The sequence below is a fragment of the Coprococcus sp. AM11-30B genome, assembly GCF_027674365.1.
Lineage (GTDB): Bacteria > Bacillota > Clostridia > Lachnospirales > Lachnospiraceae > Allocoprococcus > Allocoprococcus comes.
Genome location: NZ_JAQDVB010000026.1, coordinates 1 through 13,370 on the forward strand (window position 1 = coordinate 1; position 13,370 = coordinate 13,370).

The 13,370-nt window shown below is 43.5% G+C and carries 13 protein-coding genes and 1 tRNA gene; 9 read left to right on the forward strand and 5 right to left on the reverse strand.

Annotated elements, in window-relative coordinates; genetic code table 11:
- On the forward strand, window positions 1–510 hold a 510-nt coding region (locus PGU50_RS15095; protein WP_442872534.1), incomplete at its 5' end, for a hypothetical protein.
- 163 nt (window positions 511–673) lie between these two features.
- Window positions 674–1,138 (forward strand): SPFH domain-containing protein, encoded by a 465-nt coding sequence (locus PGU50_RS15100; RefSeq protein ID WP_270247324.1) that lies wholly within the window; start codon window positions 674–676, stop codon window positions 1,136–1,138.
- A gap of 111 nt (window positions 1,139–1,249) precedes the next feature.
- Here PGU50_RS15100 and PGU50_RS15105 read toward each other — a convergent pair whose 3' ends face one another.
- The 3 genes from PGU50_RS15105 to PGU50_RS15115 all read right to left on the reverse strand — a co-directional run bounded on the left by PGU50_RS15105 (window position 1,250) and on the right by PGU50_RS15115 (window position 3,201).
- A complete protein-coding gene (locus PGU50_RS15105) occupies window positions 1,250–1,867 on the reverse strand; it encodes a hypothetical protein (protein ID WP_270247325.1) in 618 nt (205 codons plus the stop codon).
- A gap of 300 nt (window positions 1,868–2,167) precedes the next feature.
- Complete coding sequence (locus tag PGU50_RS15110; RefSeq protein ID WP_270247326.1) at window positions 2,168–2,950, reverse strand: hypothetical protein; 783 nt, start codon at window positions 2,948–2,950, stop codon at window positions 2,168–2,170.
- Between the two features lie 47 nt (window positions 2,951–2,997).
- Window positions 2,998–3,201: a hypothetical protein gene (locus PGU50_RS15115; RefSeq protein ID WP_270247327.1), complete on the reverse strand. Its 204-nt coding sequence runs from the start codon at window positions 3,199–3,201 to the stop codon at window positions 2,998–3,000.
- Window positions 3,202–3,549: 348 nt separating this feature from the next.
- Between PGU50_RS15115 and PGU50_RS15120 the strand changes: the two genes are divergently transcribed.
- Window positions 3,550–4,806 (forward strand): tyrosine-type recombinase/integrase, encoded by a 1,257-nt coding sequence (locus PGU50_RS15120; protein ID WP_270247328.1) that lies wholly within the window; start codon window positions 3,550–3,552, stop codon window positions 4,804–4,806.
- A 91-nt stretch (window positions 4,807–4,897) separates the two neighbouring features.
- Here the strand turns inward: PGU50_RS15120 and PGU50_RS15125 are convergent.
- Window positions 4,898–4,980 (reverse strand) — tRNA-Leu (locus tag PGU50_RS15125).
- A 231-nt stretch (window positions 4,981–5,211) separates the two neighbouring features.
- Here PGU50_RS15125 and polA point away from each other — a divergent pair.
- The 6 genes from polA to PGU50_RS15155 are packed head-to-tail and all read left to right on the forward strand — an operon-like array spanning window position 5,212 to window position 11,838.
- Window positions 5,212–7,836: a DNA polymerase I gene (gene polA, locus PGU50_RS15130; RefSeq protein WP_270247342.1), complete on the forward strand. Its 2,625-nt coding sequence runs from the start codon at window positions 5,212–5,214 to the stop codon at window positions 7,834–7,836.
- Window positions 7,837–7,848: 12 nt separating this feature from the next.
- On the forward strand, window positions 7,849–8,439 hold the full coding sequence (coaE, locus tag PGU50_RS15135; RefSeq protein WP_270247329.1) for a dephospho-CoA kinase: 591 nt from the start codon (window positions 7,849–7,851) through the stop codon (window positions 8,437–8,439).
- A gap of 20 nt (window positions 8,440–8,459) precedes the next feature.
- Window positions 8,460–9,257: an MBL fold metallo-hydrolase gene (locus PGU50_RS15140; RefSeq protein ID WP_117823896.1), complete on the forward strand. Its 798-nt coding sequence runs from the start codon at window positions 8,460–8,462 to the stop codon at window positions 9,255–9,257.
- A 42-nt stretch (window positions 9,258–9,299) separates the two neighbouring features.
- On the forward strand, window positions 9,300–9,572 hold the full coding sequence (locus PGU50_RS15145; RefSeq protein ID WP_117556694.1) for an ACT domain-containing protein: 273 nt from the start codon (window positions 9,300–9,302) through the stop codon (window positions 9,570–9,572).
- An 11-nt stretch (window positions 9,573–9,583) separates the two neighbouring features.
- Complete coding sequence (locus tag PGU50_RS15150) at window positions 9,584–10,948, forward strand: PFL family protein (RefSeq protein ID WP_117556696.1); 1,365 nt, start codon at window positions 9,584–9,586, stop codon at window positions 10,946–10,948.
- Window positions 10,949–10,965: 17 nt separating this feature from the next.
- On the forward strand, window positions 10,966–11,838 hold the full coding sequence (locus PGU50_RS15155) for a DegV family protein (protein ID WP_117556699.1): 873 nt from the start codon (window positions 10,966–10,968) through the stop codon (window positions 11,836–11,838).
- 76 nt (window positions 11,839–11,914) lie between these two features.
- Here PGU50_RS15155 and PGU50_RS15160 read toward each other — a convergent pair whose 3' ends face one another.
- Complete coding sequence (locus PGU50_RS15160) at window positions 11,915–13,213, reverse strand: nucleotidyltransferase (protein ID WP_270247330.1); 1,299 nt, start codon at window positions 13,211–13,213, stop codon at window positions 11,915–11,917.
- Window positions 13,214–13,370 lie beyond the last annotated feature (157 nt).

The window sequence follows — 13,370 nt, forward strand, 5'->3', positions numbered from 1 at the left end:
CGGCTGTTGGGATTAGCCCCGTTGTTTGACCACAATCTGTCCTTGTTTGCGCAAGATGACGAGACAGACTATGCGAATTTCCTTGATCGTTCAAATCGATATTACCTACCTGCAACAGCGAATATCGCCTTTGATGATATGGCTGGAATTGTTATGGGAGCGGAGCAGCATGAGCTTTTGCGCAGGATGATCGGTTTTGAGTTCCAGAATCATCCAACATATCCGCTTCCACAGGATCGGCTTGAAGCGCTGAACCACTATATTACAGAGAAAGTAAGGGAATTGCTACGGATTCCTATTGTGGATGAGCATGCGCTTTGCAAAGCGATGGAAGAGAAATTCAACGAGATCCAAGCAACAACCAAAATACCGATGCTTCTTGATTCCGTTAAGATGATTCACAAGAAAGGTCTTCCACTTAGCGAGAAGGCAGAAGCAGTAAAAAGAGGATCCAAAGTATTTGAAAATACGCTGAACAAGATTATTCCGGAAGAAGACCGTTGTAGGTAAAAGGAAAGGAACGATAGCGGAAGAAAAGGAACACGCCATCAAGTCGTAATGCAGAAAGAACAACGAAAAGGTCATCCGTTTGGGCGACCTTTTTTCGGCGCCATATTCCGGTATTATGGTATAATGGCCCCGTTCACCAAAGCATCAACAGAAAGGGAAAAAGATGCTTTTTGACTTGTTTGGCCCTCTGCTCGGACCGCTTTTAATCGTGATCATGGTGATCGTCGTGTTCGAGTCCTGTTGGAGGAAGTGCCCACCGGACAAATTGATGATCGTATCTGGATTCGGGCAGACGCGTAGCGTGTCAGGAAAGGGCACGTTCGTTATCCCCGGTCTGCAGTGTGTGGACACGTTGGCTCTCGGTGCTGTGCAGGTTCAGTTGTCGACGGAGAATGAAATCCCGACACAAGATGCGATTCTTATCCATGCTTGCGCTGTCGCAAATTTCCAGATTGGACAGACTCCCGAATTGATCGAGATAGCATCGAAGAATTATCTCAATATGGATAAGACCGAGATGACCCGTCAGGTCACCGAGGTGATGCTCGGAAAGATGCGCGAGGTTATCGGTCAGATGGATCTGAAGGAACTCATGTGTGACCGTGAGTCCTTTAACCATAAACGGTAATCGATACTTGGGAAGCCGAACGCAAGCAGCCTCTTTTAAAGCAGTTTCTTTAACAAGAGTAAGCGATGCAAATAAAGGCATAGGGACTCCAAGAAAATAGGAAGATATACTTTAAAGTATATCTTCCTCCAAATTATCTAAGAAATCCCATGTGTCATCATCTTCGCATGGATAATATTGAATATTACCGTCGCGACAGCCATGGTCTTTGTCGTATTGTTCTCTTAAAAGATCAAGGGAACGTTTGGTTTTTTGTAAGTCTCGATATGTTTGAAGTTTATCAGCAAGTGGGACTCTTCCCATGGACGATCTATCGATGGTTCTTGGTTCCTCATCTGTTTTGTTGTAATGAACGAAATCGATGTTTCCGTAAGCTGTTTTATACCATTTGGACTTTCCTGTGGTCATATAGGTCACGACGGTAGGAATCTGCGAAATGAGGCTCCATGCTGAAGCAGAGGATTCAAGGCTTTCATAGAAAGAGTCATTTGGTCGGATCTTCTTACCGATCAAATCCATCGTACCAAGTCCCCAATATTGCGAAAAATAATAAACGTATATATTATGGTATGCACGATTCAAAATGTCTTCTTTTATAAGAGACTTCAATGTTCCATTCAGTTTGCTGCCGGTTTCGTTGAAAAGCTCAGACAGCTCTTTTTTAGTGTAAACATGAGTAAATCGCTCATCATTGCGGGCAAGTTTTTTCATAGCGTCGATAGTACGCATCTTATCACCTGCTTTCAAAGTATATTATATCATATACTTTGATTAAGTAAAACTCGTCTAATCGTAAAAGAAAGCAGGAAGCCGACTGAAATCAGTTTCCTGCTTCTCTTAATTGTAGATTGATGTTTCAATTAAAAATTTCTGTAATTCAGAATCATCCGCTGTCTCATAGAAGCGCTTGAGCTTTTCACTGAACAGCAAGAGGCAAAATCAGAAGCAAAAGAATAAAACCTCTATTACCGGACTGTCGGTATTGATATTGCTGAACGTTCTCAATGCTTTCCATGCTTTACCTCCTTGTTATTTTAACGAGCATTCATGTGTATCGAAATTGTATGCCATGGTAATAGTTGTTATCTGATCATCATTTGAGTCTTTTAAATCGAATGACAAGATATAAACCATGTCATTAAAGTCAGTTTGGATAGTATTATTCGATACAGCTTTCACTGTATTTGGATAGAAAAGAGCGCACTGCTCTCGAATATAATCTTCGATGTCATTCCAAGAGTCTTTAAGCATCGAAGACATTTCATCACTGACGCCGGTAATTTCAAAAGTTGTTGCAGCCTGTGTGCGAGAAAATTCCTCTGGTGATCCGCTTCCCGTCAAATCGATTGACATTTTGAAATAAGATCCGTCCTCGTTTTTATCTACAGTTAAAACATGGCTTTTTTCACCCGTTGTTTCATAAGCGCATGTATACCTAGTTAAATTGGTCATTTCGCCAACATTAACTGTATCTGTTGACAGGGCTTTAATTACAAATGGCTTTTCTGTTTTCTGTGGCTCAGCGCTTGGGTCTGTAATAATAATTGAAGAATCAGTGAAATAAATGTTACGCCCTGAACCGCTATAAGTAACCCAAACGTTTGCAGATAGTAGTGCTTCAAATTGAGCCGTTTTTTTGTCATAGCTCTGAATAGTTTTCTTTTGTTTTTTTGTAAGCGACACTTTGCTTTCCTTGACTGGTTTTGACTTCTTCTTTTTCTCTTCGATTTTGATGTCTTCTTGTGGGAGCAAAGAGACATATGTAGAAATTCCAACAGAACAAAGAACAAAAATTACGGCAAGAATTGCCACAATTTTTAAAATTCCTTTATGTTCTGTTAGGTAGAACACAATATCTTTTATTTTGAGAGATCGATTCCGCCGATCCAGCCCCACTTGACGCCAGAACCGGTGCCGTAGAAGTTGATGAAATCTTGGAGCGACTTCGTAGTGATAGAGCCTTCATTACTCATTACTTTGTTGTTGCCGACATAGATACCAACATGCCCATATTGCAAACCGGGTGTGCCTGTACCAGAGTGGGAGCTGTCTGCGACGATCATTCCTACCTTGAGTGTGTTACGATCGGACGAATGGCAGTACGCGTTGAACATGTCGCACGCGTTGCCGCCAAAGTAGTCTACGCCAGCGTTTTTGAAGACGTTCGTGACCCATGCGGCGCACCAGTTGAGGCCGGGCGAGGGAGTGGAGTAGCATGCGTTGACAACAGCTTGTTCTGTTATTGGATTTCGCAAGCGCTTGCGAAAATTAAACCTGATGATCACTGAGACAGGGAGTAAAGTTATGCTGAGGTAACACTGATACCATAGTACTAAGACAGTGATTTGCATTTTTCGAATACGCCACGTAAATGTTTGCGTTAAGAGAAAATTGCAAAAGGGGAATATACTATGAACGACGTCAATGGATATGATAGTACTATCAAATATGCTATTATGGATATCGTAGGTGCGATCAACAAAATAGAATCAATGAAACAAGATAGATACTTAGCGATGCATCCATATTCCATTACGCATAGCGCAGATGGCTATTACCGAACATATCTTCCAGCCGATGATGGCAAACGTAAACAAATAAAAAAGAAATCGAAAAGCGATCTTGAAAAGGTTGTCATCGATTATTGGACGAAGCGATCGCCTACATCTTTTAAGGAGAGATATGCCGTATGGGTAGACCGTCAAAAGCTAAAAGGCGTTTCTGATAACACGATATACAGATATCAGACCGACTACGCACGTTTTTTGAAAGGTAAAAAAATCGAAAAGAGAGATGTCCGAACGATCGATGAAGAATATTTAGAACTATTTTTTAACGAACTGCTTTCAGAAAAGGAAGTGCCCTATCGGGCATTGAAAGCACTGTTCGGTTATCTTAAGGGCGTATTTGATAAGTCGATTAGGGATGGATTGATTGAAAGCAATCCGTGCCTAAAAATTGATTTGCCGCTTTACAAAAGGAGATGCAAGCAAGCGATTGTTAAGATGCCGGAAGAACGGACGTTTTCACAAAGCGAAAAAAATAGACTAGTAAATTCTCTTAACAAAAAACGAAAAGAGCGTCCTGATGATGTTCTTCCATATGCCGTTGAACTTGCCCTTTATACCGGAATGCGTGTAGGCGAACTTTCAGGATTGATGTGGAACGACATCGACGAAGTCAACAAGCGCATCCTTATCCGGCACAGTGAAAAATTAAATCGACTGACAAACACTTTTTACATCTCGACGCCTAAAAACGGAAAGACGCGGATCTTCCCATTGACGATCGAAATCGCCGAGCTTCTTAAAAAGATTAAAAATGTCGAGGAAAAATACGGCTATTTGACTGAGCTCGTTTTCTCTAATGCGGATGGACGTATTCATGCAAGAGTCATCTCGGGATATATGAAACGGCGGACATCGAATGAGGGGTTCACTAATCCCAAAAGCATACATACTGCAAGAAGGACTTTGAATTCAGAGCTGCTTGCTTCTGGTGCACCAAGAACCATGTGCTGCGCAATGATAGGTAATACTGAGCGTGTAAATGAGGAATACTATACGTACGATGTTTCCTCCACGAGTGAAAAGATGGAAATAGTCACAAGGATAAACAGTCGGGTTACTTCAAATGTTAACGGTAACCGCAACGATGGTAGTCCTTAAGCTATCGAGTAATCAAAGGTAATCAAACATTTTTGAATGTAAAAATCCCTGAAACCCTTGATTTATAAGGGTTTCAGGGACATTAGGTGAGTGCCGGCAGCGGGACTTGAACCCGCACGCGGTCACCCGCAACAGATTTTGAGTCTGCCTCGTCTGCCATTCCGACATGCCGGCTTAACTAAAGATTCAATAAGAACCGAAAATAATGATAGCATATTTGCTATTGGTTCGCAAGTATTTTTTGAAAATATATTTCTTAAGATTCTGTTCATATAATATTTGTAAATGGATTTATTTAGGAATATTGAAAATATATCAAAAAAATGTCATAATGAGATGTTGTATATTTGAACGAATAGATAGAAAAGATAGAAGTAAGTGATGAGACTTACAGAGAGGCAGTTGATTATGAGCAAAATCGTATTGATAGACGGACACAGTATTCTGAACAGGGCGTTTTTCGGACTTCCGGATCTGACAAATGCGGAAGGACTCCATACGAATGCAATATATGGATTCTTAAATATTATGTTCAAGATCCTGGAGGAGGAAAAGCCGGAGTATCTGACCGTTGCATTTGATGTGCATGCGCCGACTTTCCGTCATAAGATGTTTGAGGCGTATAAGGGGACGAGAAAGCCGATGGCAGAAGAACTCAGACAGCAGGTACCGTTGATGAAGGAAGTTCTGCATGCTATGGGAATCCGGACGATCGAGCAGGAAGGGCTGGAGGCAGATGACCTTCTTGGAACGCTGTCCAAAAGATGCGAGCGAATGGGGATGGAAGTGGTCATTATTTCCGGAGACAGAGATCTTCTCCAGCTTGCTACAGACCATGTTGAGATCCGGATTCCGAAGACAAAACGGACCGGAACTGAGATCGAGAATTATTATGCAGTGGACGTAAAAGAAAAATACCAGGTGACACCGACAGAATTTATCGATGTGAAAGCATTGATGGGAGATACTTCAGATAATATCCCAGGGGTGCCGGGAGTCGGAGAAAAGACGGCGACCAAGATTATTGTAGAATACGGATCTATTGAAAATGCCTACAAGCATGCATCCGAACTGAAGCCGCCGAGAGCATCGAAAAATCTGGTGGAATACTGGGATCAGGCACAAATGAGTAAGGTGCTGGCGACAATTGATGTAGACGCGGATTTTGCTTATGAACTGGAAGAGGCGAAGCTTGGAAATCTTTATACAGAGGAAGCTTATGTCTATTTCCAGAGACTGCAGTTCAAGAATCTGCTGAATCGTTTTGATGTGCAGAGTGAGAATTCGATTGAAGATGCATTTGTGATCGCTGTGGGAAAAGAAGAAATTCAGAAAATCTTTGAGGAGGCAGAAAAAGCGCAGACAGTGGGAGCCGTTCTTTACAAAGACACCAGAAATGTACTTCCGCTGTTTGCAGGAAATGCTGAGATAGGTGGAATTGGAATTTCGTTTGGAAAAGAGAAGATCTACTGTATTCCGGCAGGAAATGGATACAGCATGGAGGAACTTCTGGAGGCACTTGTACATGTGGCAAAGCATGCCGGACGGTTTGTGGTGTTTGATCTGAAGTCATCCCTGCCTTATCTGAAAGGATTAGAAGGAGCAGCAGAGGAGAAGTGCTTTGACAGTATTGTAGCAGCTTACCTCCTGAATCCGTTGAAAAATGATTATGGATTTGAAGATGTGGCACAGGAGCATCTTGGATTGATGATCGATCCGAAGACAGAACTGGAAAAAATGGTCTGTTATGAAGCCTATGCTGCATTTGCGTCATCGGAAGTTTTGGAAGAAAAGCTGAAAAAAGAGGAAATGTGGAAGCTTTTTACAGAAATAGAGATGCCGCTTGTATTTACTCTGTTCCACATGGAGCAGAATGGGGTGCGTGTAGAAGCAGAAGAACTGAAAAGCTATGGAGAACAGCTTGGCGGAAAAATCGTACAGCTGGAAAAGGAAATTTATGAGCTTGCCGGGGAAGAATTTAATATCAATTCACCAAAGCAGCTGGGCGTGGTCCTTTTTGAACATCTGTCCCTTCCAAATGGAAAGAAGACGAAAACAGGATATTCGACGGCAGCAGACGTACTGGATAAGCTGGCACCGGATTATCCAATCGTGGCAAAAATCCTGGAATATCGTCAGCTTGCCAAGCTGAAATCGACTTATGCAGATGGGCTTGCCGTATTTATTCATGAAGATGATCACCGGATCCATGGAAAATTCAACCAGACAGTCACAGCGACCGGACGTATCAGCAGTACAGAGCCAAACCTGCAGAATATCCCGGCGAGGGTAGAACTTGGTCGGCTGATCCGTAAAGTATTTGTGCCGGAAGCGGGATATGTGTTTGTAGATGCTGATTATTCGCAGATAGAACTGCGTGTGCTGGCACATTGCTCCGGAGATGCAGCACTGATCGAAGCATACCGGGAGGCAAAGGACATTCACCGGATCACAGCTTCTCAGGTGTTTCATACTCCGTTTGATGAAGTGACCGATCTGCAGAGGCGAAATGCAAAAGCAGTCAACTTTGGTATTGTCTATGGGATCAGTTCTTTTGGACTGAGCCAGGATTTAAGTATTACGAGAAAAGAAGCGACCGAATATATTGACCGTTATTTTGAAACCTATCCGGGCATCAAGAAATTTCTGGATGATGCAGTTGCTCATGCAAAAGAACAGGGATATGTTGTGACCTTATTTGGCAGAAGAAGACCGGTTCCGGAGCTGTCTTCCAGCAATTTTATGCAGAGACAATTCGGGGAACGTGTAGCAATGAATTCTCCGATCCAGGGAACGGCTGCAGATATCATGAAAATCGCAATGATCGCTGTGGACAAAGAGCTTCGCATGAGAAACATGAAATCCAGGCTGGTTCTGCAGGTGCACGATGAACTTCTGATCGAGACATGGAAGGAAGAGGAAGAAGAAGTGCGGGAGATCCTGAAAGAAGGCATGATGCATGCGGCAGATCTTTCTGTTCCGCTTGAGATTGACATGCATAGTGGAAAAAACTGGTATGAGGCAAAATAGAAGGAAACAGATATGAAAAAAATAGGAATAACAGGAGGCATCGGTTCCGGGAAGAGCAAAGTACTTGGCTTTTTAAGTGAAGTGTGCGGTGCGGTGATCTGCCAGTCAGATCTGGTGGCACATCAGGTACAGCTTCCGGGAGAAAAATGTTATCAGAAGGTCGTGGAGACGTTTGGGAAAGAAATTTTAAATCCGGACGGAACGATTGACCGGAAAATTCTTGGCAGAATTGTGTTTGACCAGACGGAGAAACTGAAAAAGCTGAATGCGATCGTGCATCCGGCGGTCAATGAAAAGATCCGGGAGGAAATGCAGAAGGCGCAGGAAGAGGAGAAAGAGCTTTTTGTTTTAGAAGCCGCACTCCTTACGGAACCGGTATATCGTGAGATGCTGGATGAAATCTGGTATATTCATGTGCCACAGGAGATCCGGATGGAGAGACTGAGAAGCTCACGCGGATATTCAGATGAAAAAATGTATGCGGTGTTTGCAAATCAGCCGTCGGAAGAGACATTTACAGCGGTTTCGGATCTTGTGATCGAAAATGGTGGAACCTTTGAAGAGACGGAAAAACAGATAGATTTGGCGCTGGGAAGAGGCTAAGAACAGGGAGAAGAAACAAGATGAGATTATGCAGTATTGCCAGTGGCAGCAGCGGAAACTGTATTTATGTGGGGAGCGATCACACGCATCTGCTTGTAGATACAGGAATCAGCAAAAAACGAATTGAGGAAGGCTTAAAGGAACTTGAAATAAAAGGGGAAGAGCTGGATGGAATCCTGATCACCCATGAACATGCAGATCATATTCAGGGACTTGGTGTATTCAGCAGAAAATATGAGATCCCGATCTATGGAACACCGGGAACGATTCGGGGAATCCGTGATTATAAAAATCTCGGGAAAATGCCGGAAGGACTTTACCATGAAATCCAGGTAGATAAAGAATTTAAGCTGGGAGATATTGATGTGCATCCATTTGCTATTTCCCATGATGCAAATGAACCGAGCGGCTACCGCTTTGAGCAGGATGGAAAGAAGATCGCGGTAGCAACGGATCTTGGAAAATATGATGAATATACGGTAGAGAACCTGAAGGATTTAAACGCGGTCCTGTTGGAATCTAACCATGATATACATATGCTGGAAGTCGGTCCTTATCCGTACTACCTGAAGCAGAGAGTTCTTGGGGACAGAGGACATTTATCAAATGAATTGTCAGGACGGCTTCTTTGTGATATACTACACAATAACTTGCAGAGTGTATTGCTGGGGCATTTGAGCAAGGAGAATAATTACGAAGAACTTGCGTATGAGACTGTCAGGCTGGAGGTCACTTTGGGGCAGAACCCGTATAAGGGGGATGAGATACCAATCGCAGTTGCAAAAAGGGATCAGGTGTCTGCAGTGATCGAGGTTTAGAAAAAGAAAGTATGCAGGATTGGATTCAGGAGGACAGGCAGAATGAAGAAATGCATTATTACAGTAGTCGGTAAAGATTCGGTAGGAATTATTGCAAAAGTATGTACATACCTGGCAGAGACCAATATCAATATTTTAAATATTTCCCAGGCGATCGTGGATGGATATTTTAATATGATGGCGGTTGCAGATGTGGAAAATTCAAAAAAAGAACTGGATATCGTAGCGGTAGAACTTCGTGATATCGGCTTACAGATCGGTGTCAATATTCATTGCCAGAGAGAAGAGATTTTTGAAAAAATGCACAGAGTGTAAGGAGAACCGCTATGATTAATTTTTACGAAGTAGTAGAAACAAACCAGATGATCGAAGAAGAAAATCTGGATGTAAGAACAATCACATTGGGTATCAGTCTGATGGACTGTATTGACTCAGATCTGGACAGACTGAATGAAAAGATATATAAAAAAATCACAACACTTGCAAAGGATCTTGTATCGACAGGAGAGAAGATCGAAAGTGAATTTGGAATTCCGATCGTTAATAAGCGGATTTCCATTACACCGGTTGCACTTGTTGGCGGTTCAGCCTGCAAAAAAACAGAGGATTTTGTGACGATCGCAGAGACACTGGATAAAGCAGCAAAGGAAGTCGGTGTAAACTTTATCGGAGGATACTCTGCAATCGTATCCAAGGGAATGACAAAGAGCGATGAACTCCTGATCCGTTCCATTCCGATGGCAATGGCAAAGACAGAGCGTGTGTGCAGTTCGGTCAATGTAGGTTCGACAAAGACTGGTATTGATATGGATGCAGTCCGTCTTTGCGGCGAGATTGTAAAAGAGACAGCAGAGGCGACAAAGGACAAGGATTCGATTGGCTGTGCAAAATTTGTAGTTTTATGTAATGCACCGGATGATAACCCGTTTATGGCAGGGGCTTTTTTAGGTGTTACCGAAGGAGATGCCGTGATCAATGTCGGTGTCAGCGGACCTGGTGTTGTAAAAAGAGCGATTGAAAAATGTCGTGGCGAGGGCTTTCAGGAACTTTGTGATACGATCAAGAAGACCGCATTTAAGGTGACAAGGGTTGGTCAGCTTGTAGCCGGAGAAGCTTCCAAAAGGCTTGGTATTCCGTTCGGAATCATTGACCTGTCACTTGCACCGACACCGGCTGTTGGCGATTCAGTAGCGGAGATTCTGGAAGAAATCGGACTTGAGAGAGTTGGCGCACCAGGAACAACAGCGGCACTTGCTATGCTGAACGATCAGGTGAAAAAAGGTGGCGTTATGGCGTCTTCCTATGTAGGAGGTTTAAGCGGAGCTTTTATTCCGGTCAGTGAGGATAAAGGAATGATCGATGCAGTCAATGCCGGATCTCTTTGTATAGAAAAGCTGGAGGCGATGACTTGTGTCTGCTCGGTAGGACTTGATATGATCGCTATTCCGGGTAAGACGAAAGCTACTACGATTTCCGGGATCATTGCGGATGAGATGGCGATCGGAATGGTCAATCAGAAGACAACGGCGGTTCGTGTGATACCTGTAGTTGGAAAGGATGTTGGAGATATGGCAGAGTTTGGTGGCCTTTTGGGATATGCGCCGATCATGCCGGTCAATGAATTTGACTGCAGTGCATTTGTGAATCGAAAGGGAAGAATTCCTGCACCGATACATAGTTTTAAAAATTAGAAAGAGGTAAAGAGAGCATGGGGAAAGTTGCGATTGTAACAGATAGTAACAGTGGAATTACACAGGCAGAAGGAAAGAAGATGGGAATTTACGTACTTCCGATGCCATTCTATATCAATGAGGAGTTGTTTTACGAGGATATCACACTCACGCAGGAGGAGTTTTATGAAAAACTGGCAGGAGATGCAGATATTAAGACTTCCCAACCGGCTCCCGGAGATGTAATGGATATGTGGGACAAGGCGCTGGAGGAATATGATGAGGTTGTGCATATTCCGATGTCAGCCGGTCTTAGCAGTTCATGTGAGACTGCAATCATGCTTTCCCAGGACTATGATGGAAAAGTACAGGTCGTAAATAATCACCGGATTTCTGTTACGCAGCGAAGATCGGTGGAAGAGGCGAAAAAGCTTGCAGATGCTGGAAAGAGCGCGGCAGAAATTAAAGAACTGTTAGAAGCGATCCAGTGGGACAGTGATATCTATATTACAGTAGATACTTTAAAATACCTGAAGAAAGGCGGCAGACTTACACCGGCAGCTGCAGCGATTGGAACGGTTCTGAACCTGAAGCCAGTTCTCCGTGTTAAAGGAGAAAAGCTGGATGCGTTTGCGAAGTCAAGAGGATGGAAGAGTGCAAAGAAGACGATGATCAAGACAATTAATGAGATTCGTACTTCAGAATTCGGAGATTGTGATGGAAAAAAAGATCTGTATCTGGATGCAGCTTACACAGGAGACCGCAAGGAGGCACAGGAATGGCTGGATGAGCTTCATGAAGCATTTCCGGAGTTTGAAATCCGGATGGATCCACTGTCGTTGAGTGTGGCATGCCATATCGGACCTGGAGCCAGGGCGGTGACTCTTACCAAAATTCTTCATGTGAACTAAATGAGAAAGAGACTTTTTGCACAAACATGCGTAGTAGTGGTGTGCAAAAAGTCTCTTTTTTGACAAAGGGGAAGGGTTAAATAATTTGCAACTGCTTCTGGTATTCATTTGTAAAAGGTGTGTTAAATTTCTCGGTAATTATGGATTCATACAGGTCTGATGCGAAAATGTCCAGGTTCAGGAGAACCTGGGTGGCGGATGTGAGATCTCTGGCATCTGCGAGCTTTGTGATCAGAGGGATGGTGGCATACTCTTTGATCTCTTTAAGAATTTGAGTATCTTTTTTTTGAAAACCGAGTACGCGGGCATAAAGGGCGGATGTGGATGATCGCTCTTTTTTTGCTTTGCCGGAAATGTTGCCGGAATCTTCTACAAAACAGAAAGGAGGCTCATGTCGGAAGGTGTCCTTTTCTATGCCGAGCAGGATGTGCAGCAGGGCGCGGCTGATCCGGGTGTAGGTAAGCTCTCTGGTTTTCAGAAGATCGCAGAAGGAACTCCAGGTAGCAAAATTATTTCTCTGATTGATGATCCGGTTGGCGAGGTCTTTGCTGACATCAAGGTAATCGGTCAGAGAGGAAGCACTCTCACAGAGCAGTCGATACTTTAGCAGGAGCGAAAAATCATCCTGGGTAACCGGAAGTGAGGACTGGTAATTCTTTCGCAGCAGATCTGAAGAAGCGGGCGGAAGTTGTCCTGCGACGGATGAAAAAGCATCTTCTGGTAAAGATGGATTCAGAATTCGGTTGCGGATCGCAGTTGCGGAACTGAAGGTTTCGCAGAGGTCAGTATCGTTGTAGCCGGATCCCTCACGGGGAATCGCGAAAGGCTGGATCGGACTTTTGAAATACCGGAGCGCTTTTAAGTATTCAATCCCAAGAGTATTGTTTGGTGAGGACAGGATTTCGGCAAGGGACGGATCCTTTGTATAGACACTTAGGGCAGTCTGGCGTGCCTGCGGAAACGGTCGGCCTTTTCGCAGCTCATCCTGCAGGAGCTGCCGGTAGACTTCTGGCTCTTCGGAAAGAATCCGGGCAAGCCGATTGAGTTTTTTGATATCGCCACACTCACTGCCAAAGCAGAGATAGGAAATACAGCCAAGACTGTTAAAAATAGAAACAGCACCTCTTGCAAACAACTCTGCACTGCCACAGGAAAAAAGGACCGGGAGCTCCAGAATGAGTGATGCACCGCCAAGAAGGGCAGCTTTTGCCCGCAAATGCTTTGGTGCGATAGCAGGGGCGCCACGCTGGACGAAGTCACCACTCATAAGGACAACTGCCGCATCTGCCCCCGTTTTTTGAAGTGCCTGGTCTATATGATACTGATGCCCGTTGTGGAACGGATTATATTCTGCGATGATACCGACGATTTTCATACTTTTAACTAAAATCTCCTTTGTGTTGTTTGTGAAAAGATTATACTATAAAAAGAGTTTTTGTGCAAAAAACATTGTAATGGAAAATATTACGTGAAAAAAATAACATTGCTTGTATACAATGTGTGCAAGGAGTATAATTAAGAATAGAGTGTGA

Bases quoted from the DNA above. Each gene is read 5' to 3' on its own strand.
- PGU50_RS15100 (WP_270247324.1), top strand. From the start codon at position 674: ATGCTTTTTGACTTGTTTGGCCCTCTGCTCGGACCGCTTTTAATCGTG.
- PGU50_RS15105 (WP_270247325.1), bottom strand. From the start codon at position 1,867: ATGCGTACTATCGACGCTATGAAAAAACTTGCCCGCAATGATGAGCGA.
- PGU50_RS15115 (WP_270247327.1), bottom strand. From the start codon at position 3,201: ATGATCGTCGCAGACAGCTCCCACTCTGGTACAGGCACACCCGGTTTG.
- PGU50_RS15120 (WP_270247328.1), top strand. From the start codon at position 3,550: ATGAACGACGTCAATGGATATGATAGTACTATCAAATATGCTATTATG.
- coaE (WP_270247329.1), top strand. From the start codon at position 7,849: ATGAAAAAAATAGGAATAACAGGAGGCATCGGTTCCGGGAAGAGCAAA.
- PGU50_RS15140 (WP_117823896.1), top strand. From the start codon at position 8,460: ATGAGATTATGCAGTATTGCCAGTGGCAGCAGCGGAAACTGTATTTAT.
- PGU50_RS15145 (WP_117556694.1), top strand. From the start codon at position 9,300: ATGAAGAAATGCATTATTACAGTAGTCGGTAAAGATTCGGTAGGAATT.
- PGU50_RS15150 (WP_117556696.1), top strand. From the start codon at position 9,584: ATGATTAATTTTTACGAAGTAGTAGAAACAAACCAGATGATCGAAGAA.
- PGU50_RS15155 (WP_117556699.1), top strand. From the start codon at position 10,966: ATGGGGAAAGTTGCGATTGTAACAGATAGTAACAGTGGAATTACACAG.
- PGU50_RS15160 (WP_270247330.1), bottom strand. From the start codon at position 13,213: ATGAAAATCGTCGGTATCATCGCAGAATATAATCCGTTCCACAACGGG.